We start from the raw sequence: 25,597 nt of genomic DNA on the forward strand, positions 1-25,597 counted from the left end.
CGAACCGATCGACGATACTCCGGCAAGAGTTGGAAAAACAACACTTAAATGTTTGCAGAGCGCCCCCTTGGAGCAAAACCGGCCCTAGCAGATGCTGTTTTTCCACTTGTTTACCTGTAATCGTAAGAAATTGAAGAAATAAGCAGCACTATTCCACTTGTTATCTGTCCTGTTGTTAGCTGCCGTGACACTGTCTATTGAAAGGTTGTAAACCAGCCCCTCACTCCCGAATCAGCTTCTCCTGCTGCAGCCGCGCAATCTTGCGGCGGACCGGCAAACTGAGCCACACGAAGAACAGGCCCAGAATGATAACGGACACTCCCACGATGAGGTTGATTTTGTAGATGTTAGAGGAAGTATTCAGCATAATCAGCATGATATTGAAGGAGCCGATGATCAGCTCAAGGAACGCAAGGGACAGATAGACTTTATAGATTCGCTGATAGTGTTTGATTTTGGAATCCGCATCAGTATAGATCTGGAAGGGGCCTTCCGAGGCCTTCCTTCTGAAGAACACCCAGCGCTGGTTCATAAATGCACGATTGGCCTTGGTAGGAGGCCCGGACGGCACACGCTCGGCTCCGGTCTCTTCCATGAATTGCAAGTAGCCGGCCGCCTCCTTAGGGTCCTTCTCCAGCAGCTCAATCCGGTAAATATACTCCCCCTTGGCGCTCTCCTCGAACACATAACGGGCCCAAGAATGCTCCACCAGTGCCCATCCCTTGGCCGACATCTCATTCAGCCACGCTTCTTCCTTCTCGAAATCCATGAAAAATTTGCGTACCACCTGACTCATTACACTTCGCCTCCCAGTAGCTTTCTTCCATTTGTGAGCAACTCGTCAAGCCTTGTCATTTCACTCTGGACTATCGATTTGCCAAGCTCCGTAATCTGATATTCCTTCTTGCGTGAATCTTCTCCACCGGCCAGCAGCTTGATCCAGCCCCGTTCCACCAGCGTGCTTAACGCTCCGTATAACGTGCCTGCCCCCAGCTCTACGCGCTGATTGCTCAGCAGCTTCACATTCTGCATAATGCCGTAGCCGTGCATCGGGGTGAGCAGGGACAAGAGGATATAATAGACGCCTTCGGTCAGCGCCCCGTATTCATTGTTGCCGGACAATGCCATCACCTTCCTTATCTTGCATCTTTGGGTCTCATTCCACAGACCAGGTCATTTCCTTTGTATCCTTCGGCGTTATAGCATCTGACGGTATACCATCTGTCGTTATATCGTCAACCGATATAGTTAGTATATCGGCTGACGATATAATAGTCAACAGAATTATGCGGCGCAAGTTCCAAGCCAGCACAAAAAAACCGCACAAAAACCCCGCACACCGCAAGAAGCGGCAGGGCGGGGCGGGAACTCACAGCGCAAGAATGCGCATAGCGGTTATGGCTTAACTGCTTAATTGCTCGTTGCTCGACTGACAGTCCTGAAGTGAAGCTGCTTAAGCTTCAGTAACCTTTTTGCCGAAAAAAACTTTCAGCGCCTGATACACTTCCTTCTTATCCTTAATCACATAATGCATGAACTGCTCCTGCTTCAGGTGGCGGTAGGCGGACATCAGGGTGCTGCTGCGGTTGTACTGGTTCACCTCACCGTAGCCGAACATATTGCTGCGCTTCAGCAGCTCGCCGATCAGCTTGACACAGCGCTCATTGTCGGAGGTCAGATTATCGCCATCCGAGAAATGGAAGGGATAGATGTTGTACTTGGCAGGCGGATAGCGGCTGTCGATAATCTCCAGGGCTTTCTGGTACGCCGAGGAGCAGATCGTCCCCCCGCTCTCGCCCCGGGTGAAGAAGTCATGCTCGCTGACCTCTTTGGCTTCCGTATGATGGGCCAGAAACACAATATCCACCTTCTCATACTGGCGGCGCAGGAAGCGGGTCATCCAGAAGAAGAAACTGCGGGCGCAGTATTTTTCAAAAGTGCCCATACTGCCCGAGGTGTCCATCATGGCAATAATCACGGCATTCGAGTGAGGAACCGTGATGTCATCCCAGGTTTTGTAACGCAGATCATCGGGGCTGATGCTGTGTATTCCAGGGTTGCCGCTGCTGGCATTGCGCCGCAGATTCTCCAGTAATGTTCGTTTCTTGTCGATGTTCGACATCATGCCTTTTTTGCGGATATCATTGAAGACAATCGATTTGACCTCAATCTCTTCCTTATCCTTCGGCTTCAGATGGGGCAGTTCCATGTCCTGGAACAGAATATCCTCCAGATCCTCCAGATCGACCTCGGCTTCAACGGTATCTGTTCCGGGCTGATCGCCCGCTTTATCCCCTTTGCCCGGCTGGGCCGACTGGGAATCGCGACCGAGGACATCGCCTACCTGGCTCTCCCCGTCCCCCTGGCCGACATGCTTCTGCTTGCGGAAATTATAAATAATCCGGTATTCATCCAGACTGCGGATCGGCACCTTCACAATCTGCTTGCCGCCCGACAAAATAATGTTCTCTTCAGTAACCAGATCGGGCAGATTGCCCTTGATGGCTTCTCTGACCTTTTGCTGGTGACGCTCCTGATCCTGATGGCCTTTGCGGTGAAGGGACCAGTCTTCTTTGGAGACGACAAAAGTGTATGGACCGGACGGCTGGGACAAGGATGACCACCTCCCATGGACTGTGTTATTCGGTATTGTCACTACGGAGACTAAGACGAAGCAGCAGGTTGTAACTAAAGTATATTCAGGGAGATGGGGGATATGTGAGCTGTATTATTCACTGATTTCTTCCAGGAGCAGCTTGTAGGTATTAGAACGGGCCTCGCCGGAGTACCGCCGTCCGTCGATGGTGAATAGATACAGGGCGGCCGTAGAGCCTTGAAGATCCTTGCCCATATAATCCGCATTTATTTTGACAAAATAAGTGAGTGTGGAAGTCTGCCCCGCTTCCAGCGTTCCCAGAGCAACGGTTCCGCTATACGGCGTACCGGGTACAGTGATGGCGCTTATTGTAACGATATCGGGATCAATGACGGCACCCTGTGGCACAATCCGGATCACGGAGACCTCAGCCGGATAATTCCCGCTGTTGGACACGTAAATGTTGAATTCTGCGATGCCTCCAGGCTCGACAACGGGCGGCTCTCCCTCAATCTGGATCGAGATGATGGGCGTGAACAGCAACGTGGTCACCGCATTCGAGCGGGAGACCTGCCCGACATTGCGCCCGTCCGGCAGGGAGAATGTATACTGGACCACTCCCTGATTCTGAATGGCCGGAGTCTGGCGGATATCGGTGGCACCCGGAATAGATACGAGAAAATCAATCACCATAACAGCGCCTGCCCGTAAGGTGCCCAGCGGGATTCCGTCTCCGGGGCGCACGCCCCTCTGAGGAACCCCGTCAATACGGACGCTGTCCCAGACGAACAGTACGCTGGGCGGAACGGCGTCCGTGAGCCGTGCGTTCACAGCCAGATTGCCGCTGTTATTCACAGTGAACTCGTACCGCAGATTGTCGCCGGGCGCTGCACTGTAGAGATCAACCTTCAGCCTTACCGATAATCCAGGCTGGATGACCGTAATCTGAACCGTATTGCTTGTGGTCGAGGTTCTGGTGTCGTTAGCGTCATAAGAGATTTGTGCGTTCGCCAGAATCACCGAGCCTGGAGGATTCGAGCTCACCCGGACACGGTAGGAGATCTCGGAGACTGCTTCTGCAGGGAGCGAACCCAGCCCGATGCCTGATGCCGGGTCGGCCTCAGGCTGATAAATCCCGCCAGCGATAACACTTCCGGGAAGTAAGGTGGTGCCTTCCGGAACGGGAAGCGTGACAATGACTCCGGTCAGCGGCCGGGTGCCTTCATTCCTGAGCTGAAGGGTATAAGTGACGACATCCCCAATGAAGGTTGTGGGGGTGCTGGCTGAGAGCAGGGAAGACAACTGGTAAGACAGCAGGGAGACACTAACCGGATTGGAACGGATCTCCCCGTTTACCGCTCTGCCTTCAGGTGTATTGAAGGAATACGTGCCCACCGCCCTGTTAACCAGCTCGAGTGAAGGCGGAAGCGAGATGACAATGACCTGGAAGGCGATACTTACTCCCGAATGAGGAGCGAGCAGGCCAAGGGGAATGCCGGAAGATGGAGTAACCCCCGGAAGGGGGACTCCGTCTCTAAGCACACTATTGGCAATGAACGAGACGCCCGGAGGAAGCACATCCGTGAGGGTGACAACTGCCCCGGTATTGCCGCTGTTCCTGGCGGTCACAGTGTAGACGAGCGTCTCCCCCAGGGAGGCGCTCGGGCGGTCTGCTTGCTTTTGCAGCGATAACACAGGGCCCACGACAAGCGTATTGACGGTATTGGAATAGGTAACCGAGTCGGTGCCCTCTGCTGAGCTGTACAGAACCATGGACTGATTACTTACGACAGGCTGGAGCCGTGAGCCGTCTGTCATATGACGATGACCTGGACCTGGAAGGTTACCGTTGAGGTTGCTCCCGGTGCGATCGTTCCGATCAGGATACCGGTGCCCGGATTTGCTCCGGGACGAGGAGTGCCGTCTACAGTTACGCTGCCTGTAACGAACTGGCTGCCGGCCGGGATCGGGTCAACGAGGACCACGTTGTTGACGGGAACAATGCCGTTGTTGGTGACGGCAATCGTATAAGTGATGATATCACCGACAACCGCATCGACAGCCGGAGTGCTCTTAACTGCGGTTACGTCCGGTGAAGAGACGGGGATGACCAGCGTATTCGATACAGCAGATCCGGAGAGCGAGCGGCCATCCGGCGGCGTGAAGGTAAAGGTTGCGGCGGCCTGGTTCACCAGCTGCTGCGGTGAAGGCAGGGAAGCCAGCGTAACCTGCAGGGTGACGAGCATGGTAACAGTAGCGCCCGCTGGAACTGTACCCAGGTTGATTCCGGTAGTCGGATCAGCGCCGGGAACGGGCTGGCCGTTAACCAGTACGCTGTTCGGAATGAATACAGCTCCCGCAGGGATGGAGTCTGTTAAGGTGACGACAGCCGCAAGATTGCCTGTATTGGTAACGCTGAGTGAATAGGTGACGGTATCTCCCACCGTCGCATTCGTGGTATCGGCAGCCTTCAGAATGCCGATAACCGGCTGGAATACCGGAGTGACCAGCGTGTTGGAATAAGAGGCACCCGAGAATGCGCCGGAGGTGAAACTGATGGAAGCCAGATTGCTTAGTGTGGCTGGATTGGGCAGTGTATTAACCAGGATGTTGAAGGTAACCAGAACGGTAGCTCCTGGAGCTATGGTTCCGAGCGAAATCCCGTTTGCCGGATTGCCCCCGGGCAGCGGAGTGCCGTCCACGACTACGCTGCCGGCCACAAAGGAAGAGCCGGCCGGAATGGGATCACTCAGCACGGCATTATTAACCGGTGCAATGCCGTTATTGGTGACTGCAATGCTGTACGGAACGGTATCCCCCGGGACTGCATCAATTACAGTAGTGCTCTTGGCTACAAGAACATCCGGCGATGATACCGGAATCAGATTGATGTTCGAGCTGGCGGACTGGTTGAAGACGCGTCCATCCGGCAGCGTATAGTTGAAGGCGAGGATGGCCTGATTGCTAAGCTGCTGGCTGGCCGGCAGCGTGTCGATCACTACGGAGAACACTACAGTCAGCGCTGCACCGGCTGCAATACTGCCCAGGGTGATTCCGGTAGCAGGATCAGCACCCGGAGAAGGAAAGCCGTTAATCAGCACACTGTTCGGAACCAGAGTTGTACCTGCCGGAATCGTATCGGTCAGCGTGGCTGAGGCCGCATAGTTACCTGAATTGCTTACATTGACGGTATACACAATGGTGTCGCCTACCGTTGCATTTTGAGCGCTGGAGCTCTTGGCTGCGGCGATGATCGGCTGGAATACCGGAGTGGTCACAATATTGGAGAAGGCCGCACTGGACAGGGCGCCGGAAGTGAAGCTGGCTGAGGACTGATTGTTCAGTAACCCGGAAGGAGGCAGTGCTGTAACCGTCACGTTGAAGGCCACTGTGACGGAAGCCCCGGGAGCGATACTGCCTATGGTCACCCCCGTAGCCGGTGAAGCCGCAGGGCGTGCCACGCCATCCACGAGCACGCTGCCCGGAACGAAGGCGGTCCCGGCAGGCAGAGCATCCGTGAATACCACATTATTGACTGTCGCAATACCGTTGTTGGTTAAGGTTACGGAATACGAGATGGTGTCTCCGATATTGGTTGCGGTGGTTGCGGTAGTTTTGACGACAGCCAGGTTCGGGTTCGAGACCGGCAGGGTCACGGTATTAGTGAGGGAAGAGCCTCCCAGGGTTCTTCCGTCCGGCAAGGTGAAGCTGGAAGCCACGGTTCCCTGGTTGACCAGAACCTGCGGCGATGGCAATGAAGTGATGACCACCGAGAATGTGACAGCTACAGCCGCTCCCGGAGCGATGGTGCCTGCGGCAATTCCTGTGGAGGGATTAGCCTGCGGCAGAGGCAGCCCGCCGATTAGCACACTGTTCTCCTCAAAGGTAGTCCCGGCCGGAATATTGTCCGTGACCGTCAGGCTGGCTCCATAGTTGCCCGTATTGCTGATGTTAATGGTGTAGGTCACGGTATCCCCGACTGTGGCATTGGTGGTACTTGCAGCTTTGGCTGCTGCGATCACCGGCTGGAAGACGGGGACCGCCACAGGGTTGGAGAAGGTCGAGCCGGCGAAGACACCTGAGGTATAAGTGACGCTCGCCTGATTATCAATGGAGGCATCTGCAGGTACGGAGGCGACGGTGACACTGTAAGAGACAACGGCTGAGGCACCAGAGGCAAGCGTACTGACTGGAATCCCTGATGCCGGATGGGCATTAGGGAACGGAACCCCGTTCACGGACACGCTGCCGGGCACAAAAGTGGCTCCATCCGGTGTTGGATCGCTGAGGATCACATTGTTTACCGGGTCTGCCCCGTTATTCGTGATATCGACGGAATAGGCAATGGTGTCACCGATTGCTACTGAAGTGGAAGCGGTGCTCTTGACCACCGACAGGTTGGGGGCAGAGACGGCGATGGTTACGGTATTGGAGACGGCGCTGCCGCTGAGCAGCCGGCCGTCAGGCGGTGTGAAGGTATAGGTAGAAGCTGCCTGATTGACCAGCTGCTGCGGGGACGGCAGGGACACGATGAAGACCGTGAAGCTGACCGGTACACTTGCCCCGGGAGCGACAGTTCCGACAGTAATTCCGGTATCCGGTGCAGCCCCCGGCTGAGGAAAACCGCCGACAATAACGCTGTTAGGGTCAAAGGTAGTACCAGCCGGGATATTGTCGGTTAACGTAACATTGGCGGCCAGGTTACCGGTATTGCTGACCACAACGGTATAAATGACCGTATCGCCAACTGTGGCGTTCAGGTCACTGGCGCTTTTGACAAGCGAGATCTGCGGCTGTGTGACCGGTGTGGTGGTAACATTGGACGATGAAGAGCCGGAGAAGACCCCGGAGGTGAAGCTGACGGTCGACTGGTTATTGACCTGTGAAGGAATCGGCATGGTTATTCTCACCTCGAATGTGACGGCAACGGAGGCTCCAGGCCCCAGGCTGCCGATTGGGATGCCGGCGGACGGAACTGCCAACGGCTGGGAGACGCCGCCGACAATTACGGTTCCGGGAAGGAACGCTGCATTCTCTGGCAAGGGATCGCTGAGAATGATGTTGCTGACAGAGGCAATACTGTTATTCGTCAGCACGGAGGTGAAGGTGAGGATATCACCGGTGACGGCATCAATGGCATTGACGCTTTTGACCACACTGACATTTGGTGCCGAGACGGGTACGGTAAGGGTGTTCGACACGGTGTTACTGCCAAGCTGACGCCCATCCGGCAGGGTGAACGTGTAGGAGGCCGCTGCGGTATTGGGCAGCTGCTGGTTCGGGGGGAGCGCAGTAACCGTAACAAGGAAGCTGACTACGACGCTGTCACCCGGAGCAAGCGGACCCACCGGAATGCCGGTTAAGGGACTGTACCCCGGCAGCGGCGTTCCGCCTATACTTACGCTGTTGGTCTCGAATACCGTCTGCGGCGGCAGGGCATCGGTCAGATTCAGCATGGCCGCGATATTGCCGGTGTTGCTGGCCAGGATGGAGAAGGAGAGCAGACTGCCGACAGAAGCCTGCGCAGGATTTGAGCTTTTGACAAGTCCAATGACTGGAATGAAGACCGGGGTAGACACTGTATTAGACAGGGCTGTTCCGCTGAATGAGCCGGCCGTAAATGAGGCGCTGGCCCGGTTGCTCAGTTGTGGCGGGCTTGGAATAGAGGTCGCATTAACCTGGAAGACAACGATGCTTGTTGCGCCCGCAGCAAGTGTACCGAGAGCAATCCCGGCATTAGGATTGGCAGAGGGTACGGCCGTTCCGTTCACCGTGACAGTTCCCGCTACAAAGGCACTGCCTGCCGGAGCCGGATCAGACAGCACTACATTGTTAACAGCTACACCGCTGGGGTTGGATACAGAGACGGTGTAAGTAAGATATTCGCCTACAGCCACAGAGGTGAGATTGGCATTTTTGAGAATCGTGATGTTCGGGGCAGAGACCGGAATAGTTACCGTATTGGATACACTTCCACCGGACAGAGAGCGTCCGCTGGGCAACTGATAGGTGTAGCTGCTGCTGCCCTGGTCCGTCAAGGTTGCCGGAGACGGCAGGGATTGAACAGTGGTGAGGAAGGTTACGGTCAAGGCGGCTCCCGGTGCTACGGACCCGAGCGGAATTCCGCTTACCGGAGAATCTGACGGACGGACCACGCCGTTTACGGTGACGCTTCCGGCGACGAAGGCAGATCCGGCAGGAATCGTGTCAGTTAAGGTTACCGTTGCTGCGAGATTGCCGGTATTTTGGACTTGCAGGGTATACAGCGCATTTCCCCCAACCGTGGCGCTGCCGGGGCTTGCGCTTTTGGTAATACCGATCACGGGCTGGTATACGGGAGTCAAGGTTGTGTTGGACTGTGTGATGGCGTTGAAGGACCCAGAGCTGTAAGAGGCCGATGACTGGTTAGCGAGCTGGCCGCTTCCCGGCACAGAGTTGACACTCACCTGGAAGGTTACTGTTACGCTGGTCCCTGGCGCAATGGTGCCTACGGATATCCCCGAAGCCGGATCAGCAGCTGGCCGGGCAGTTCCCGCCACCACCACGCTTCCCGGCACCAGAGTGCTGCCCGCGGGTATCGGATCAGAGAGTACAACATTCGTGACGGCGACGATTCCGTTATTAGTAACCACAGACGTATATTGCAGGGTATCGCCTACAGCGACATCCGGGAAGCTGGCGCTTTTGACAAGGGCGACATTCGGCAATCTGACAGGTATGGTGAGCGTATTGGAGGCTGCCGTACCGTTCACTGTCCGCCCGTCAGGAACCAGGAAGGTATAGGCGGCTGTAGCCTGGTCAACGAGCTGCGGAGGAGAGGGCAGGCTGTTCACCAGCACGCGGAACTGGACGGTCGAGCTTCCTCCTGCTGCGATGGTGCCGATGGCGATCCCGGCGGCGGGATTACCCGCCACAGGCGTACCGTTTACCGTGAAGCTTCCCGGAACATAGGAGCTGCCTGCAGGAATGTTATCCGTGAGCGTAGTAGTGGCGCCGATATTGCCGGTATTGGAGATTTGCAGAGTGTAGAGAATCTGGTCTCCGACGGTTGCGTTGGTAGTATTGGCGCTCTTGACAATGCCGAGAACCGGAGAATATACCGGCAGCGATTGTGTATTGGATGGAATAACCCCGCTCACAATCGGGCCTCCGGCCACACTCTGGAAGGTGAAGGCGGCGGTGGCTGTGTTGGGAACGAACTGCGGATTCGGCAAGGAAGTCACTCTGGCTTGATAGGTAACCGTTATAGAAGTGCCAAGGGCCAGCGATCCCAGCGGGATGCCGGAGGTTATATCATAAGTCGGCCTGGAAACACCGGCCACCACCACGCTTCCTGCGACAAAAGTAAGACCTGCCGGTAAGGTATCCGACAATACAACACTGGCTGCACTTGCCGTACCGGTATTGTTGACCGTTACGGTGTAGGTGACCAGATCGCCTACGATAGTACCGGCGACATTTGCGCTTTTGGTCAAGGAGATCTTGGGAGCATTGATGTCAATTTGCAGCCCGTTGGCGTTAACGACATACGCATCGCCTGAAGTAGTCAAGGTCAGGAGTGCAGAGGACTGGTTATTGACCAGACGCGCAGAGACATCCACATTCGTGATATCCCATCCCTGCCGCCCCCCGACAATGTTGGAGCCCGGACTGCCGTTGGTCTGGTTGCGGGTACCGAACGTTCCGGTCGTATTCAGATTGCCGGCATCATTGTTAATCTGTGAGGCGAAGAAGTTGTTAGCAAAGTTGTTAGGCCCGGACAAGGCGACCTGGGTGGCGGAGGTAGGGCCGAAAAGCGCCTGGTCACCCGAGCGGTTAGCATCTCCTTCCTGGGCGCTGAACTGGATACGTCCGCCTAGCGCGCCGGTAACCGGTGTGGCGAAGCCGGTAATGGTGGTGACCACCGGAGCCGAGGAGGCTTGGACAAGGACTGCGCCTGCGCGCAGAGACATGTTGCGGAAGGGCAGCGACGGATTCTGGTAGATGACGGCAAGTGTCCAGCCCGCATGGTTGGCAGTGGAATCACCAGGAATAACAATAGTCCCGACTACACCGCCAGTGACATAGGTTCCGGCACCGGAGGCTTGAATGGTGCTGGTGACATTGGCGGAACGGACATACGCGAGTGCCCCGCCACCCAGATCCACCGAATTGGCTGTGGCTGAATCGGGGGTGACACTGACCGTGTTCCCGAGCGGTGTAGTAAAGGATACAGGGTTGTTGATTGCCGCGGTGAGATTGACGGTGCCGTTAACATAGGAACCGCCCCAGATCAGCTCGGCATACAGAACCGTGCTTCCGGCAGGGAGTACTAGAACTGCTGCTGAACTGTTGCTCTGATATAAACTGGTAGTGCCGGCAGGGTAAGTGCCGTATACAGAAGCTGTATTGATCGTAGAGAAGCCTCCGATACTGTCCTGTGTACCCGGTACACCGGCAATTTCAGAGCGGCTTAGTCCCAGTGTGTTGCCTGTGAAAGTGATGGCGCCTGTTGCATTAACCGTAGACCGAACGACTAGAGGAATAATTTTCACCTCCTTTTGAATAGAAGCTCTGACAGCAAGTGGAAACGGCTTTGCCGTCCTTGTAAAGGACGGTACCGTTTCAGCGAGAAATAGAAGGATAAGTTATCATGTGAAACAAATAAATTCTTCTATTTTCAAAAAAAAAGCAGACCGGCTCCTGTGTGAGCCGATATGCCATCTTGCTTGTGTTGTATTAGCCTATGTTCCTTTGTGGGCAATCTTGTATGTCCATCTGAATTTTATAACATATATTTCCTGTTCTGCAGGCGAAGCCGGCGCTCTAGCAGCGCCTGTGGTTCAGGCAGCACCTTCCGGCTCATTGCCTCCAGTTCCTCACCCGTAATCTCCCGCTTAATGACGGCGAAGTGGTACATAATTTCATGGATGACATTGGACTGCAGCGTCTTCAGAACCTCCAGCTCTTCCGCATCATACAGATTGTCGTCATACGGATATTGATAGAACAGCTCCATCCGCAGCAGTCTGAAGTCAAACGGCGGCAGCGGTACGGGATAATCCGGGATCTCCGGGCACAGCGGACTCTGATAGGGCTGGAAGAAGCTGCCGGTGAAATAGCGGGGGGTATACTCATCGAACTTTTGCTTAAACATAGGGTTAGAGGCATGCGGGAAGCTATGGGCATAGGGTGAGAGAATGCAAACAACCGCTTGGTGCGTGCTTATTCTATAAATCTCTGACATCGCTGCAAACAGATCGTTCACATAAGGCATGACCCGGCTGGCCATCACGAATTCGGCCGTATTGTCGGGCAGGGGGATTCCTTCGCAAATATCGCAGACGATATCCACCCCGGGGTACTGTGTGCGGTCGATTCCCAAATACCCGGACTCTTTGCCGGGGCCGCAGCCGATATCGATTCTCAAGGATACCACTCCTTCAAATGCTGAATAAGGCTCTTCATGTATTGTATTAGTCCGGCGCTTCTGTGCGTACGGCTGATGCCCAGCCCGTAACGGCAAGTTTACACTACCCGTCTTGCGGGGTAATCCTTAGGTAAGGTAAGCAGCACACAACTAAGCAGAGGAGGTACACATCATGAGATTAGAGCGTACGCTACCCGGTATGACAGCAACTGCTATATTAATGTTCACCCTGACGGCTTGCGGCGGGAACAACCCGGCGGGAGCCCCCGGAGAATCTTCTTCAGCAGGCTCTTCGGGCATCCCTGTACAGACGGCGGCGGTACCTCTCGCCAGTCCGGTGCTTAAGTCTAGTCCTTCCGCAGCCGCAGAGTCGGAGAAGATTCAGGGCTCAGGCACTTACGTCGGGCAGATGGACCCCCATTCTGTGGAGATTGTAACAGAAGAAGGGCCCACAGCCTTCGAACTCGGTGCAGGCACAGAGGATGCGCCGGAAGGGCTTGAGATGGATGAACCTGTAGTATTTACTTATGTGGAAAAAATAGTCGGAAAAGATCCTGTCGTGATTCAGCGGGTCTTGTCCAGTCTGACCAAAGCGGACTGATTCGGCAGGGTGCCGGGAACCGGGACTGCAATGGCGGAATATCCCATGGGTATTCTCTGTTGCAGTCTTTTTGCCGTTTTTGGAACCGGCTCCAAAGGTTATTTTTTTGTAACCGGTTCAGAGAGAAACTTTTTCCGCCCGGCTTACGTCAAAGAGATAGCAAAATGAGAGATGTTTCCTATTTCGGGAGGGTGAGCTTGTGAAAAAGTTATGGATTTCGATTGTAGCAGGATTGTTGGTGTTCCCGATGTTGTTTCAGGCCCCTGCCCAGGCAGCAGCTAAACCCATCAAAGTTATTATTGATGGAGTGACCTTGTCCACCGATCAGCCTCCGGTAATGGTGAACGGACGGACCATGGTACCGCTGCGGGCTATCTTTGAAGCCTTCAATGCCGACATCAAGTGGAATCAGAAGACACAGACAGTAACTGCCTCTCAGAATGATACAACGATTGTACTGAAGATTGGCTCCAAAATTGCCACAATCAACAACAAGGCAGTCAGTCTTGATGTGCCGGGCCAGAATCTGAAGGGCCGCACCATGGTACCTACCCGGTTCGTCAGTGAAGCGCTAGGCCGCGAGGTCGGCTGGAATCCGGCTGCGCAGATTGTAACGATCACCACTCCGGTTCCGGCAGGTGGGAATGCGGCTCCGGTATCTGGGGTAACCGCCCAGGATATCGGCGATTATGGAGACGGCCGGGATCTGCAGGTCAGCTTCAACCGTGCGGCCGACGAATCGCTGGTGGATCACTACCGCGTGCTTATCGCCAAGAACGGCACCACACTAAATCTGTCGTCTGCACTGGCAGTAGGGTCCTATAACTACTCTGTTGCTCTGGTAACAGGAGCCAATCCTGTTGTGAAGCTGAATGCAGCCGCCAGAACGATCGACGGTGACCTGATTAAGAATAATCAGGGATATAGCGTATATGTAGTGACAGTCGGCAAAGGCAATAATACCAGCGCACTCTCCAGTGCATCTGCCGTTATTACATTGCAGAACAAGGCTGTTCCGGCATTGGGCACCGTCCAGGCAACGGATGCCAGTGATTACGGGGACGGACGGGATCTCTCCGTCAGCTTCAACAAGCTGGCCGATGAGAGTAAGATCAGCACTTACCGGATCTTCGTAGTCAAAGCGTCGAATTCCCAGGTGTTTGATCTGGGCAGAGCTAATCAGGTGTCCAGCAGCAATTACACGCAGATCAACAAGACGGGGAACAATATCAGCATGAATCTCTCCTCCGGCTCCAGAGATACAGATGGAGCACTGATCAAGACGGGTGTCAGCTACCGGGTATATGTACTGGCGGTTGACAGCAGCAATGCCGCGAATAATGTGCTGTCACCTGCTTCGGCGGCCCTTACACTCGCCAATGCAGGGGTATCCAACCTGAATGTGACCGATGTGAACGATTATAATGACGGGCGGGATTTGAAGGTTACCTTCAACCATGCCTCAGACGAGACTAACATCAGCCAATACCGCATTCTGGTTGTGCCTGCGAACTATTACAGCAGCTTCAGCCTAAGTGATGCGAATAACGTATCCAGTGCGAATTATACGGCGGTAAACACATCAGGAACGTACACCGAACAGATTCTGAGCTCCTCCAGCAGAGATGTGCGCGGTTCCCTGATCAAGAACGGCACCAGCTACAGAGTGTATGTGCTCGCAGCAGGCAACTGGAACAATTCGGGCTCAAATGTACTATCTGCTGCTTCTCCGGCGATTACGCTGGTGAATACCTCCGGCCTCAGTGCCATATCGAATCTGAGTGTGAGTGATGTGAACGATTATGGAGACGGCCGTGATCTGAGAGTATCGTTCAATCATGCCGTAGACGAATCTTACATCAGCCATTACCGGATTCTGGTGGTGCCTATGAATTATTACAGCAGCTTTAGCTTGTCAGATGCCAATAATGCGGGCAATTATACTACCGTTGGTACATCCGGGGACAGCACCAATCAGGTGCTCGACAGCTCAGCCAAAGACGTACGCGGCGCAGCCATCAAGCCGGGAATCAGCTACCGGGTATATGTATTGACTGTTCGAAACGGCAGCTATCAGGGAGCTAACGTATTGTCGGAGGGATCGGCAGCCATTACTTTATCGGCTAAGCTACCTGTCACCTCCGTGACGAATGTGACCTATGGCATGGATAACGGTAAAGTTGTGGTTAACTTCACCAAGTCCGCCCGTGAGTCGAATATCTCCGAATACCGGGTATTCGTAGTCCCTTCCAAGCAGAGCTTCGGTACAGCTGAGGCCCTTAGCGTGCAATCGTCTTACTACAGATCGGCAGTCCCCAACGGAAGCAATCTCTCGATAGCGGCTGCAGCCAGAGATATTAATGGTAACCCGATTGTCAAAGGCACCAAGTATAAGGTATACGTGCTTGCGGTAGCCAACAACTCTGGAGTGCAGAACGGCGGACTGTCCGATTCAAGCGAAGAGTTCGAGATCTAAACGTCCAGTCCTGTTTCTATAGTTGCACCAAAAAACACAGCATGTCCCGGTTAGGGGATATGCTGTGTTTGCTGTGGAGCGGTTATCAGGACGCTCCGGCATTCACGAACACAACGGATAGCAGAAGCATGAACAGAAGCAGGAAGCCGGCGTTGATGATGGTGCCGATGACAGCAAATACCTTGCGCCGTCTGCGCAGGGTCAGGCCGATAATGCCGGTAACCGTCCCGATGATATTCACTGCGACCAGGATCAGCATGGTCAGGCCCAGATACATGATCGTTTCTGCCGAATCGGCAATCAGTTTATTATGCTCATTCATCAGAGAAGACGCTTGCGCCCCTACATACACAAAGGTAATGGCATAGCAGACCAGTGTGAGCAGAGCAATTACGAACGAAGCGATACCGGGGCCGGAGTGTTTATAGTCGCGTTTGTTCTCCTGGTATGCGTGATCCGAGTTCGTGTCTTGTTCCGAAGAGCCCCATCTTGCAGACTCGGTTGCGGCGTTGTCCGGTTTGGGAGGTGAATGATAATCCATGGGCTGCACTCCTTGAGATGTAATAGGTTATTACTACCACTTCATCATAACACCGCTCTAAATGCAAGTCTTCAAGGCGCATGAGCTATGGAATAATGCGGCTGGTAAAAGGCGAAGCAGATACGTTAAGATAGGAGAAGTTCAACTCAGGGAAGGAGCTATGTATCCATGCAACGAAGATTGATAGGCTTGGGAGCCTTGCTGGGAATGCTGTCCGTTGCCATCGGGGCGTTCGGATCGCATATCCTGAAGCCAAGAATAAGTGAGCACTATCTGCAGGTGTACGAGACGGGCGTACAGTATCATATGTTCCATGCGCTGGCTCTGATACTTATCGGGCTTGCCGCAGGGCAATGGGGCGAAAGTGTCCGTCTGCGCTGGGCAGGGCGGCTGATAGTTGCCGGGGTGATCCTGTTCTCGGGCAGCTTGTATATCCTCAGTATTTCCGGCATCAAGGTTCTCGGTGCGATTACTCCGCTTGGAGGCGTATGCTTCATTGCGGGCTGGATCTGCCTCGCCTTGGAGGCTTTCTCGCGCAAGAAGTAAAGTGCGGCCGGAGCATATATTCACCACAATAACGGTAAGACGAAGAAGCACCCGCCCCCGGAACCCGGAGGGGGTGCTTCTTCGTCTTACAGAAATTCATCGATTTCATTAAGCTTGAATGTGTAGACCTGCTTCTCGTCCACATGGTATACACTCAGCGAATTCTCAGTTTCGTCAAAATTCAGAATACGGCAGGGCATGGACACCTGCTTGCCATGCCGGTTCGCACGGAGCCGGACCAGCTGGTTATTCTGAATGTACTGCCTGATTTTGCCGAATACATCAGCAGGAGTTTCTACCGGTGCTGCCGCTGGTCTCTTGGCGGCGGGCTTCTCCGCAGGCTTGGCTGCAGGAGGGTCTGCCGGCTTCTCCGGCAACTTCACCTGTACGGGAGAAATTGTCGAACCGTCATTCTTCAGAGACATTTTTGCGGACTTCAGCAGATGATCAATGGCTCTTCCAAGCTCCAGCCCGGAGTTGATGTTGAAATCCGTGACTTTGTCGCTGGCATTCAACATTTCAAGCAGGAACTGCAGCGCAAGCGGGTTCGTTCGGGCATTAATCAGGATGTCGACATTAAATAGATAATTGCCGTCGGTGTGTTGTAGTTTCTTATCCATTAATCCCCCAGCTTAATCGTTAGTCACGATTTCTTTAATTTAAATTAGTATATAAACTATACCACTAAATTAGCGGAAATTATATACCCTCCTGCATAGAAATAAGGACTTCTGACCCTCCAATTTCTCTACGAACTAGGACCATCGTCCACACGCGCTTTGAACCGTAAGCATAACCTACAACGTGAATGTGAAAAGAAGGAGGTGCTGCAAATGGTAACGTTAGAGCCTATGCAGGTGGGCGACCATGTCCTGGTGGGTGTTGAGGTGAAGCTGCCCAAAACTACACTGCTCAGCATCAGTACAGACAAGGGATATATCATGTGCGGGGCGCTGGACATTGGACTGCTGAATGAGACGCTGAGCGACCGGCAGATTATTGCGGCAAGAGCTGTGGGGGTACGCACGCTTTCTCAGCTGCTGGCCGCGCCGCTGGAGTCTGTAACTTTAGAAGCGGAGAAGCTGGGAATTGTGCCGGGCATGTCCGGTGCAGAGGCCCTGCTGCTAATGATGTAAGGCGCATAGCGATGGTGTAGTCAGCCAAGGAGCTTCCCTGCCCCTTGGCTGATTGTATTCTGTCTTTGAAGCGTAGCATTAAGCATAACCGGCGACTGCTTTGTTCATCCTACGGGGTAGGACAAAAGCTTGCATCTGGTGACGGGGATGAGGGCTTGCCCGGGGTCAAGCTTGTTTCGCCCTCCAGGCAGAAGGGTAAATGAAGAATAGACAACTGCAAGGCCGGACAATGGACAAGCAGCCGGCTAAATTCTATGGATAAGGAAGGGATCATCTCATGGCTAAAGCATCAAACAAAGTGAACACCGCTTCATTGGAACAGGTACTGAACCGTCAGGTTGCCAACCTGAACGTATTGTATGTGAAGGTGCATAACTATCACTGGTATGTGAAGGGTGAGCAGTTCTTTGCCCTTCATGTGAAGTTCGAAGAGCTGTACGATGATATTACTCTTAAAATGGACGAGGTGGCTGAGCGCCTGCTGAGCATCAAAGGCAGTCCTGCAGCAACTATGAAAGAATATCTGGAACTGGCTACCATTCAGGAAGCCACAGGCAAAGAAGATGCACGCGGTATGGTTCAGGCGCTGATTGAGGATTTCGCTACAGTAGCGGAAGAACTGACAGAAGGCATCGAGCTGGCGGAAGAAATCAGCGACCAGCCGACCGCAGACCTGTTCATCAAGATCCGCACGGATCTGGAGAAGAACCAGTGGATGCTGCGCGCTTTCCTGGGCTGAATGCCGGGTAGCGTCCAATAATGGAGAAGACGAAGCCAAGCCTCCCGCGGGAGGCTTTATTTTTTTGATAGTGGGGTTATTTTGGACTTTGATCAATTATCGTTTGGACGAATTTCAGGGAAGCCTGCAGCTCCGGCTCTGTGAAGGAGTTCATGCTCTCAAGAAATTTCTGTTCAAGGTGCTCATGCATCTTGGCGTGGATGTCAAAGAGCTGTCTGCCTTTAGGGGCAAGGCTGAAGTATACCTCTTTCTTGTTGTCGTTCATCCGGCTTCGCTTGATGCAGCCATCCTGCAGGAGCTTGGTGCTGATTTTGGTGATGCTCGCCTTGGACAGCTTCATTTTGTCCGCAATTGCAGTACTGTTAATCGGTTCGTTATTGCCGATACAATCGAGGACATGAATGCTGGTTAGACTGGTTGATGATAACGTAATCCCGTGCTCCTGCAGGAGATCAGCAAAAGTATTCTCCTCAGCGGTAAAAATTTCTTCTGATAAATGTGATAAATGGATAAAACGGTCATACAGCAGGCGCTTAAGTCCTTCGGCTGGATACATGGGGAAAGGCCACTCCTTCTTATATATATTAAATCTATTCTAATTCATAATTATTTATCAGTAAACAAATGATTAACGGATTTAACTCTTGTGATAACGGATTGACATTCCTCGAATTTAAAAATATAGTTTACTGGTAAATCATTTTATACGCCAAGCTATATTCAGGGAGGAATGAGAGTGAAGAATATGTCCGGCACCATAAGAGAACGGCGGACGATTAGGAGATTCAGCGATATCCCAGTTGAGCAGGGAATTATTGTATCTTTGCTGAATGAAGCTGCCGCTTTATACGAGGCCGAGGGAACACCCCGCTGGCGCTGTCTTTTTGCCGGGGACCCCGAGTCCCGGAATGAACTGGCTGAATGTATGATCGCGAAGGTGAAGGGAAGCACTCTCGCCAAGCTCCTTCCTGCCAAAATGACCGATCTTATGAAGAAGCAAATCATAAATACACCGGCCCACCTGCTATTCATTGCTGAATCCGGTGAAACGGAGCGCCAGCAGGATATCAATTATGCCGCAGTATGCAGCATCATGCAGAGTGTCCAGCTTTTGGGCTGGGAGCAAGGGCTCGGTATGTTGTGGTATACAGATCCAATGATGCTTAGCGAACCCTTTTATAAGAAAATTGGTTTGCGGGCAAAAGAAAGATTTGCCGGAATTCTGGAAATCGGCTACTTTGACAAAGCACCAAAGGGGCGGAAAAGAACGCCGGCTGAGCGAAGCTGGACTATCATTGGTGAGGAGGGCAGCTTGCTTGCAAATTCCGCTCTGCCTGCTCCACAAAGCGTACTGAAGCTGCTGAACGAAGCAGTCTGGGCACCGAATGACGGCATGCGGGAGCCGTGGCGGTTTATCTATGTAACCGGCGGCGAAGTTGCCCGTCAACTCAGCTCCGTAGAGGAGCAGATTGTGCTGCCGTTGCTTCTGGTTGTAGCCACAGAAGAAGCCGATCCTCATAAGCAGCAGGAGGATTATGCCGCAGTCTGCTGTCTCGTCCAGAATTTTCAGCTTCTGGCCAAATCTGAACCGTGGCAGGTACGCCGCCACATTCCGGAATGGGTGTATGAACGGGAACGGTATAAGGCACTTGGACTTCGTCCGCTGGAGCGGATCGTTGCTGTGCTGGAACTGGGCGGGTACAAAAGAGGTCCAGAATCCAGAGCTTTACATCCAGAAGTAAGAATAGAGCTGAATTCATTTGTAAAAACCGGACCTTTGTAATAAAATTAGTGAGAATCATTGATAATCATCCTGATTCACTTTATAATAATTACAATGTGATAAAAAATCTAAATGCTTGTAATCAGGGTTAACCTGTGACAATACAACTTTCTGATTTCGCAAATCGATCAATGGAGGGAATAATAATTATGGCAGCAGAATTTGTCATTGAGGGACTGAAAGCGACGATTGAAGGAAAAGAAATTCTGAAGGGGATTAACCTTCAGATGAAGGGCGGAGAAATTCACGCGATTATGGGCCCGAACGGTACTGGTAAAAGTACGCTGGCCTCAGCGCTGATGGGACACCCTAAGTATGAGGTTACAGAAGGCACCGCTGTACTCGAAGGCGAAGACCTGCTGGAGATGGCAGTGGATGAACGCGCCCGTGCCGGATTGTTCCTGGCGATGCAATATCCGAGTGAAATCAGCGGAGTAACAAATTCCGACTTCCTGCGCAGTGCGATCAACTCCCGCCGTGAAGAGGGCAGTGAAATCTCGCTGATCCGTTTCATCCGGCTGATGGAAGCCAAGATGAAGGAGCTGGATATGAATCCTGAATTCCTGCACCGTTATCTGAACGAAGGCTTCTCCGGCGGGGAGAAGAAGCGTAACGAGATTCTGCAAATGATGATGCTGGACCCGAAGATCGTCATCCTTGACGAAATTGACTCCGGCCTTGATATCGATGCCCTCAAAATTGTTGCCGACGGCGTGAACTCCATGCGCAGCCCGGAACGCGGATTCCTTGTTATTACCCACTATCAGCGGTTGCTTAACTATATCAAGCCTGACTATGTGCATGTCATGATGCAGGGACGGATTGTGAAATCCGGCGGTCCTGAGCTGGCACAGAAACTGGAAGCAGAAGGTTACGAATGGATCAAGGAAGAGCTCGGCATTGAAGACGAAACTGTAGGACAAGAAGCTTAGAAACGCTGGGAGGAGGAAACCACTTATGACGACGCAAACCATACTTCCCGTGGACGCCCAGCAGCTCAGCGCACAGTCGCAGAGCAGCGGCGAACCGGGCTGGCTGAAGGACAGCCGCTTGAAGGCTCTGGGTCTTGCCGCTGAGCTTGATCTGCCGAAGCTGGAGAAGACGCGGGTTGACCGCTGGAATATCAACAACTATGGGGAATACAAGCCAAGCCAGGCGCTGGCGGCACTTCAGGATGCACCGGCCTCTATTGCCGGGCTGATTGAAGGACAAGAGGAAGGCAGCCTGATTATTCAACGGAATTCAGGGGCTGTGTATGCCCGTCTGGCTCCGGAGCTGGCTGCGCAAGGCGTTATTTTCACCGACTTGCAGAGTGCAGTCAGAGAGCATGGAGACCTTGTTCAGCGTTATCTGCATAAAGCAGTATTGCCTGAAGAGCACTCCATCGCCGCGTTGCATGCAGCATTATGGAACGGCGGGGTATTCCTCTATGTTCCGAAGAATGTCATCCTCGAGACTCCGCTGCAGGCGGTGCTGCTCACGGATGACGCTGAAGCTGCTTTTGTACCGCATATTCTGATTGTAGCCGACACGAATAGTTCCGTGACTTACGTGGATAACTATGTATCGGATAAGTCGGAAGCAGGTCTGCATAACGGAGCGGTTGAGGTCTTCGTCGGTGCTGGCGCTACAGTGAGATACGCTACGGTACATCAGCTCGGACAGGATACTACAGATATTACTTACCGCCGCGCCGTTGTGGAGAATGACGGTACTATTGAATGGATCATCGGTGAGATGAACTACGGCGATACGGCCAGCGATACCAAGTCGGTGCTTAAGGGTAATGGCTCAAGCTCAGATGCGAAGGTCATTGCTGTAGGCTCCGGCTCGCAGAAGCTGAGCTATACTACACAGGCGCAGCATTTCGGACGGAATACACCGAGTGATATGATTACCCGTGCTGTTATGCGGGATTCAGCAACCTCGATTATTAACGGAATTACGAAGATCGAGAAGGGCGCTACCAGAGCTGACGGACAGCAGACAGAGAAGGTTCTGATGCTAAGCCCCAAAGCGCGCGGAGACGCCAACCCGATTTTGCTTATAGATGAAGATGATGTTACCGCAGGCCATGCCGCTTCCGTAGGACAGGTCAATTACGAGCAAGTCTATTACCTGATGTCCCGGGGATTATCGCGGCATGACGCAGAAACACTGATCATTTACGGCTTCCTTGCACCTGTTGTGTCGCAAATTCCACTGGAGGGACTGCGCAATCAGCTCCAATCTCTTGTGGAAAGGAAGTTAGGCCAATGATTAGCAGTCAGATCCGGGAGCAGTTTCCCATCCTGAACCAGAAGATCAACGGCCATCCGCTCGTCTACCTGGACAGTGCGGCCACTTCACAGAAGCCGCGCCAGGTCATTGAGGCGGTCAAGTCTTACTATGAATGGGATAATGCCAACGTACACCGCGGGGTACATACCCTGGGGAGCCGGGCAACCGATGCGTATGAAGGCGCCCGCGAGAAGCTGAAGAACTTCATTAATGCCCGCAGTGTGAAGGAAATCATCTTCACACGCGGGACAACGACCGCACTCAATATTGTAGCTTCCTCATACGGTCCTTCCGTCCTGAAGGAAGGGGATGAGATCGTGATCACCCAGATGGAGCATCACAGCAATTTCATTCCCTGGCAGCAGCTGGCCAAGAACACCGGGGCCACCCTGAAATTCCTGCCGCTGCAGAAGGACGGGACGATTACGCTGGAGGATGCCGAGCAGACGATTACTGCCCGGACGAAGATCGTAGCCATAGCGTATGTATCCAATGTCATGGGGGTTACCCATCCTATCAAAGAGCTTGCAGCCATTGCCCACCGGAACGGTGCAGTAATCGTTGTGGATGGGGCACAGAGCACACCGCATATGAAGGTAGATGTGCAGGACCTGGATTGCGATTTCTACGCCTTGTCCGGGCACAAGATGCTTGCGCCTACGGGTATCGGGGCTCTCTATGGCAAGAAGGCATTGCTGGAAGCTATGGAGCCGGTTGAATTTGGCGGCGAGATGATCGATGATGTCGGGCTGTATGAGTCCACCTGGAAGGAGCTGCCGTGGAAGTTCGAAGGCGGAACACCGATTATTGCAGGTGCCGTCGGCTTAGGGGCAGCGATTGATTTCCTCCAGGAGGTCGGGATGGATGAGATCCACCGCCACGAAATGCAGCTTGCCGCATATGCGGAGCAGAGGCTGTCAGAGGTCAGTGATCTGACGATCTATGGTCCCCGCAACCGTCAGGTGGGGGTAGTCACCTTCAACCTGGGTGATGTCCATCCGCATGATGTGGCCACCGTGCTGGATGCGGAAGGCGTGGCTGTCCGAGCGGGGCATCATTGCTGCCAGCCGCTCATGCGCTGGCTGGAGGTCAGCTCCACCGCCCGGGCAAGCTTCTACCTGTATAATACAGAGCAGGATGTAGACGCACTGGTTCAAGCCTTACTTAAGGCAAAGGAGTATTTCAGCTATGAACTTGGATGACTTATATAGACGCGTAATTATGGATCATTACAAAAATCCCCGGAATCGCGGCTCATTTGAAGACGACGTACTTAAGATCGAGCTCAATAACCCTACCTGCGGCGACCGTATTACGCTTCAGCTTAAGGTGGAGGATGGCGTTGTCCAGGACGCCCGTTTCAGCGGCGAAGGCTGTTCGATCAGCATGTCGTCGGCTTCGATGATGACGGAAGCGGTCAAAGGCCAGACAGTAGCGCATGCGCTTGAGATGGCCGACAGCTTCTCCTCTCTAATGAAGGGTGAGGAAGCAGATTTCGGAGATTACGAAGATATTGAAGCCCTGTCCGGTGTAAATAAATTTCCGGCGCGGATCAAATGTGCCACTCTGGCCTGGAACGCGCTTCGCAAAGGCATAGAAACGTAAAAAAAGCTCATCAATAACATTACACTCAAGGAGGCTGACACCATGGCTAAGAAAGCGCCTGATATGGAGGAATACCAGTATGGGTTCCGTGACGAGCACAAGTCGATATTTCAGTCTGGTAAAGGACTCACGGAAGAAATCGTCCGGGAAATCTCCGCGATCAAAAACGAGCCGGAATGGATGCTGGAATTCCGGCTGAAATCCCTGGAGCAATTCCGCAAGATGCCTATGCCTAAATGGGGCGGCAATCTGGACGATCTGGATTTCGAGGATATTCAATATTACGTAAGACCTTCCGAGAAACAGGGCAAGACCTGGGAGGAAGTTCCTTCCGAGATTAAGGAGACCTTCGACAAGCTGGGGATTCCGGAAGCGGAGCAGAAGTTCCTTGCAGGTGTCTCTGCACAGTATGAATCAGAGGTAGTCTATCACAGCATGCAGAAGAACCTTGAAGATCAGGGTGTTATCTTCACGGATACGGATTCCGCGCTGCGTGATCACCCGGAACTGTTCAAGAAGTTCTTCGGTACGATCATTCCTCCTGCTGACAACAAGTTCGCCGCACTTAACAGTGCTGTATGGTCAGGGGGCAGCTTCATCTATGTTCCGAAGGGTGTGAAGTGTGAAGTTCCTTTGCAGGCTTACTTCCGCATCAACTCCGAGAACATGGGACAATTCGAGCGTACTCTGATTCTGGCAGACGAAGACAGCTTCGTGCATTACGTTGAAGGCTGTACTGCCCCGATCTACAGCACGAACTCGCTGCACAGCGCCGTGGTTGAGATTCTGTGTATGAAGAATGCACGTGTCCGTTATACAACCATCCAGAACTGGGCACCGAACATCTATAACCTCGTTACCAAACGTGCGGTTGCTGAAGAGAATGCTACCATGGAATGGGTAGACGGCAACATCGGCTCCAAGCTGACGATGAAATATCCGGCAGTGGTGCTTAAGGGCCGTGGAGCAAAGGGTTCTGTATTATCCATCGCAGTAGCGGGCAAGGACCAGCATCAGGATGCAGGCGCCAAAATGATTCACTTGGCACCAGACACCACCTCTACGATTGTCTCCAAGTCGATCAGCAAGCACGGCGGCAAGGTTACTTACCGCGGACTCGCCTCCTTCGGCCGCAAGGCAGAAGGTGCGAAATCCAATATCAAATGCGATACACTCATTCTGGATAACGAGTCCACCTCGGACACGATTCCTTACAATGAGATCATGAACGATAACATTGTGCTTGAGCATGAAGCGACGGTCTCCAAGGTATCTGAGGAGCAGCTATTCTACCTCATGAGCCGCGGTCTCTCCGAAGCCGATGCCACGCAGATGATTATCATGGGCTTCATCGAGCCGTTCACTAAAGAGCTGCCGATGGAATATGCGGTCGAGATGAACAGATTGATCAAGTTCGAAATGGAAGGCAGTATCGGGTAACCGGAAGCTTCCTCCAATACTCAAACCTATAATTAGTGAGTGTCCACAGAACTTTGATGCAGGTTGGTCAAAGGTCTGTGGGCATTTTTGTGTTTTATTAGGGCTGCTTGAGTTTTTTCTGTAGTAGGGATGAGGCGGACTGAGAAGCTCTTATTTCTTCAAAAAAGCTCATATTGGTGCTGAAACGGACTGAGTTTCCCTTATATTGTCTTTAGAGATGTTAAAACAGGGACGGTCTGTGAAATAAAGGAACCTGAGTCCGTTTGCTGAGTAAATACTGCTGATTTTCCCGATTAGCGGAATTTCAGTCCTCTTCAGAGGCCATTACGCAATGAAAATACATAAAATACCTTTTATTAGGCTTCCAAAAAGCTGCTTCGCGTCGTTGAATCTTGCTATATCTTAATTGAGCAGTATTTGCGAGGAAATAGCAGCATTTAAAACG

At 53.0% G+C, this 25,597-nt stretch carries 20 protein-coding genes; 11 read left to right on the forward strand and 9 right to left on the reverse strand.

Annotated elements, in window-relative coordinates; genetic code table 11:
* Nucleotides 1-220: 220 nt before the first annotated feature.
* From NSS83_RS29385 to NSS83_RS29410, 6 genes are all read right to left on the reverse strand, one after another.
* The gene (locus NSS83_RS29385) at nt 221-796 is read right to left on the reverse strand and encodes a DUF2812 domain-containing protein (RefSeq protein ID WP_341187860.1); all 576 of its coding nucleotides are present in this window, start codon (nt 794-796) and stop codon (nt 221-223) included.
* On the reverse strand, nt 796-1,128 hold the full coding sequence (locus tag NSS83_RS29390; protein WP_036692768.1) for a PadR family transcriptional regulator: 333 nt from the start codon (nt 1,126-1,128) through the stop codon (nt 796-798). The genes NSS83_RS29385 and NSS83_RS29390 overlap by 1 nt, the downstream gene beginning before the upstream one ends.
* Nucleotides 1,129-1,453: 325 nt before the next feature.
* Nucleotides 1,454-2,614 carry a sporulation protein YhbH gene (gene yhbH, locus NSS83_RS29395; RefSeq protein ID WP_341187861.1) on the reverse strand — a complete coding sequence of 387 codons (1,161 nt, stop codon included), beginning with the start codon at nt 2,612-2,614 and terminating at the stop codon, nt 1,454-1,456.
* A gap of 114 nt (nt 2,615-2,728) precedes the next feature.
* Nucleotides 2,729-4,414, reverse strand: coding sequence for a DUF11 domain-containing protein (locus tag NSS83_RS29400; RefSeq protein ID WP_341347038.1), 1,686 nt, complete (start codon nt 4,412-4,414; stop codon nt 2,729-2,731).
* Nucleotides 4,411-11,130 carry a hypothetical protein gene (locus tag NSS83_RS29405; RefSeq protein WP_341347039.1) on the reverse strand — a complete coding sequence of 2,240 codons (6,720 nt, stop codon included), beginning with the start codon at nt 11,128-11,130 and terminating at the stop codon, nt 4,411-4,413. Before NSS83_RS29405 ends, NSS83_RS29400 begins: the two co-directional genes overlap by 4 nt.
* Before the next feature lie 230 nt (nt 11,131-11,360).
* Nucleotides 11,361-12,005 (reverse strand): methyltransferase domain-containing protein, encoded by a 645-nt coding sequence (locus NSS83_RS29410; protein ID WP_341187864.1) that lies wholly within the window; start codon nt 12,003-12,005, stop codon nt 11,361-11,363.
* A gap of 172 nt (nt 12,006-12,177) precedes the next feature.
* Between NSS83_RS29410 and NSS83_RS29415 the strand changes: the two genes are divergently transcribed.
* Nucleotides 12,178-12,606, forward strand: a complete 429-nt coding sequence (locus NSS83_RS29415; protein ID WP_341347040.1) for a hypothetical protein — start codon at nt 12,178-12,180, stop codon at nt 12,604-12,606.
* A gap of 199 nt (nt 12,607-12,805) precedes the next feature.
* The gene (locus tag NSS83_RS29420) at nt 12,806-15,082 is read left to right on the forward strand and encodes a copper amine oxidase N-terminal domain-containing protein (protein WP_341347041.1); all 2,277 of its coding nucleotides are present in this window, start codon (nt 12,806-12,808) and stop codon (nt 15,080-15,082) included.
* Between the two features lie 85 nt (nt 15,083-15,167).
* Here the strand turns inward: NSS83_RS29420 and NSS83_RS29425 are convergent, their stop codons facing one another.
* Nucleotides 15,168-15,623, reverse strand: a complete 456-nt coding sequence (locus tag NSS83_RS29425; RefSeq protein ID WP_341347042.1) for a hypothetical protein — start codon at nt 15,621-15,623, stop codon at nt 15,168-15,170.
* A 168-nt stretch (nt 15,624-15,791) separates the two neighbouring features.
* Between NSS83_RS29425 and NSS83_RS29430 the strand changes: the two genes are divergently transcribed.
* A complete protein-coding gene (locus tag NSS83_RS29430; RefSeq protein WP_341347043.1) occupies nt 15,792-16,169 on the forward strand; it encodes a DUF423 domain-containing protein in 378 nt (125 codons plus the stop codon).
* Between the two features lie 86 nt (nt 16,170-16,255).
* Here the strand turns inward: NSS83_RS29430 and NSS83_RS29435 are convergent, their stop codons facing one another.
* The gene (locus NSS83_RS29435; protein ID WP_341187869.1) at nt 16,256-16,789 is read right to left on the reverse strand and encodes a hypothetical protein; all 534 of its coding nucleotides are present in this window, start codon (nt 16,787-16,789) and stop codon (nt 16,256-16,258) included.
* Nucleotides 16,790-17,002: 213 nt separating this feature from the next.
* On the opposite strand from NSS83_RS29435, the gene NSS83_RS29440 reads away from it, so the two are divergent.
* Both NSS83_RS29440 and NSS83_RS29445 read left to right on the forward strand, forming a co-directional pair.
* Nucleotides 17,003-17,305, forward strand: a complete 303-nt coding sequence (locus NSS83_RS29440; RefSeq protein ID WP_341187870.1) for a DUF1805 domain-containing protein — start codon at nt 17,003-17,005, stop codon at nt 17,303-17,305.
* Between the two features lie 277 nt (nt 17,306-17,582).
* Nucleotides 17,583-18,044, forward strand: a complete 462-nt coding sequence (locus tag NSS83_RS29445) for a Dps family protein (protein ID WP_036692784.1) — start codon at nt 17,583-17,585, stop codon at nt 18,042-18,044.
* A gap of 76 nt (nt 18,045-18,120) precedes the next feature.
* On the opposite strand, the gene NSS83_RS29450 is transcribed toward NSS83_RS29445, so the two are convergent.
* Nucleotides 18,121-18,600, reverse strand: coding sequence for a MarR family transcriptional regulator (locus tag NSS83_RS29450; protein ID WP_341187871.1), 480 nt, complete (start codon nt 18,598-18,600; stop codon nt 18,121-18,123).
* 189 nt (nt 18,601-18,789) lie between these two features.
* Here NSS83_RS29450 and NSS83_RS29455 point away from each other — a divergent pair, with 189 nt between their 5' ends.
* The 6 genes from NSS83_RS29455 to sufB all read left to right on the forward strand — a co-directional run bounded on the left by NSS83_RS29455 (nt 18,790) and on the right by sufB (nt 25,152).
* Entirely contained in the window at nt 18,790-19,827 is a 1,038-nt protein-coding gene (locus NSS83_RS29455) for a nitroreductase family protein (protein WP_341348781.1), read from the forward strand.
* Nucleotides 19,828-19,976: 149 nt separating this feature from the next.
* Complete coding sequence (sufC, locus tag NSS83_RS29460) at nt 19,977-20,759, forward strand: Fe-S cluster assembly ATPase SufC (RefSeq protein WP_341187872.1); 783 nt, start codon at nt 19,977-19,979, stop codon at nt 20,757-20,759.
* 25 nt (nt 20,760-20,784) lie between these two features.
* Nucleotides 20,785-22,086: a Fe-S cluster assembly protein SufD gene (gene sufD, locus NSS83_RS29465; protein ID WP_341187873.1), complete on the forward strand. Its 1,302-nt coding sequence runs from the start codon at nt 20,785-20,787 to the stop codon at nt 22,084-22,086.
* Nucleotides 22,083-23,309, forward strand: a complete 1,227-nt coding sequence (locus tag NSS83_RS29470) for a cysteine desulfurase (RefSeq protein WP_341148910.1) — start codon at nt 22,083-22,085, stop codon at nt 23,307-23,309. The genes sufD and NSS83_RS29470 overlap by 4 nt, the downstream gene beginning before the upstream one ends.
* Nucleotides 23,296-23,712: a Fe-S cluster assembly sulfur transfer protein SufU gene (gene sufU / locus NSS83_RS29475; RefSeq protein WP_341187874.1), complete on the forward strand. Its 417-nt coding sequence runs from the start codon at nt 23,296-23,298 to the stop codon at nt 23,710-23,712. Before NSS83_RS29470 ends, sufU begins: the two co-directional genes overlap by 14 nt.
* 42 nt (nt 23,713-23,754) lie before the next feature.
* The gene (sufB, locus tag NSS83_RS29480; RefSeq protein ID WP_341187875.1) at nt 23,755-25,152 is read left to right on the forward strand and encodes a Fe-S cluster assembly protein SufB; all 1,398 of its coding nucleotides are present in this window, start codon (nt 23,755-23,757) and stop codon (nt 25,150-25,152) included.
* The last annotated feature ends 445 nt before the right edge of the window (nt 25,153-25,597 follow it).

This window comes from Paenibacillus sp. FSL H3-0469, assembly GCF_038051945.1.
Lineage (GTDB): Bacteria > Bacillota > Bacilli > Paenibacillales > Paenibacillaceae > Paenibacillus_AQ.

Excerpts from the sequence above, each read along its gene's own strand:
- NSS83_RS29385 (WP_341187860.1), bottom strand. The coding sequence starts at position 796 with ATGAGTCAGGTGGTACGCAAATTTTTCATGGATTTCGAGAAGGAAGAA.
- NSS83_RS29390 (WP_036692768.1), bottom strand. The coding sequence starts at position 1,128 with ATGGCATTGTCCGGCAACAATGAATACGGGGCGCTGACCGAAGGCGTC.
- NSS83_RS29400 (WP_341347038.1), bottom strand. The coding sequence starts at position 4,414 with ATGACAGACGGCTCACGGCTCCAGCCTGTCGTAAGTAATCAGTCCATG.
- NSS83_RS29415 (WP_341347040.1), top strand. The coding sequence starts at position 12,178 with ATGAGATTAGAGCGTACGCTACCCGGTATGACAGCAACTGCTATATTA.
- NSS83_RS29425 (WP_341347042.1), bottom strand. The coding sequence starts at position 15,623 with ATGGATTATCATTCACCTCCCAAACCGGACAACGCCGCAACCGAGTCT.
- NSS83_RS29430 (WP_341347043.1), top strand. The coding sequence starts at position 15,792 with ATGCAACGAAGATTGATAGGCTTGGGAGCCTTGCTGGGAATGCTGTCC.
- NSS83_RS29435 (WP_341187869.1), bottom strand. The coding sequence starts at position 16,789 with ATGGATAAGAAACTACAACACACCGACGGCAATTATCTATTTAATGTC.
- NSS83_RS29440 (WP_341187870.1), top strand. The coding sequence starts at position 17,003 with ATGGTAACGTTAGAGCCTATGCAGGTGGGCGACCATGTCCTGGTGGGT.
- NSS83_RS29445 (WP_036692784.1), top strand. The coding sequence starts at position 17,583 with ATGGCTAAAGCATCAAACAAAGTGAACACCGCTTCATTGGAACAGGTA.
- NSS83_RS29450 (WP_341187871.1), bottom strand. The coding sequence starts at position 18,600 with ATGTATCCAGCCGAAGGACTTAAGCGCCTGCTGTATGACCGTTTTATC.
- NSS83_RS29455 (WP_341348781.1), top strand. The coding sequence starts at position 18,790 with ATGTCCGGCACCATAAGAGAACGGCGGACGATTAGGAGATTCAGCGAT.
- sufC (WP_341187872.1), top strand. The coding sequence starts at position 19,977 with ATGGCAGCAGAATTTGTCATTGAGGGACTGAAAGCGACGATTGAAGGA.
- sufD (WP_341187873.1), top strand. The coding sequence starts at position 20,785 with ATGACGACGCAAACCATACTTCCCGTGGACGCCCAGCAGCTCAGCGCA.
- NSS83_RS29470 (WP_341148910.1), top strand. The coding sequence starts at position 22,083 with ATGATTAGCAGTCAGATCCGGGAGCAGTTTCCCATCCTGAACCAGAAG.
- sufU (WP_341187874.1), top strand. The coding sequence starts at position 23,296 with ATGAACTTGGATGACTTATATAGACGCGTAATTATGGATCATTACAAA.
- sufB (WP_341187875.1), top strand. The coding sequence starts at position 23,755 with ATGGCTAAGAAAGCGCCTGATATGGAGGAATACCAGTATGGGTTCCGT.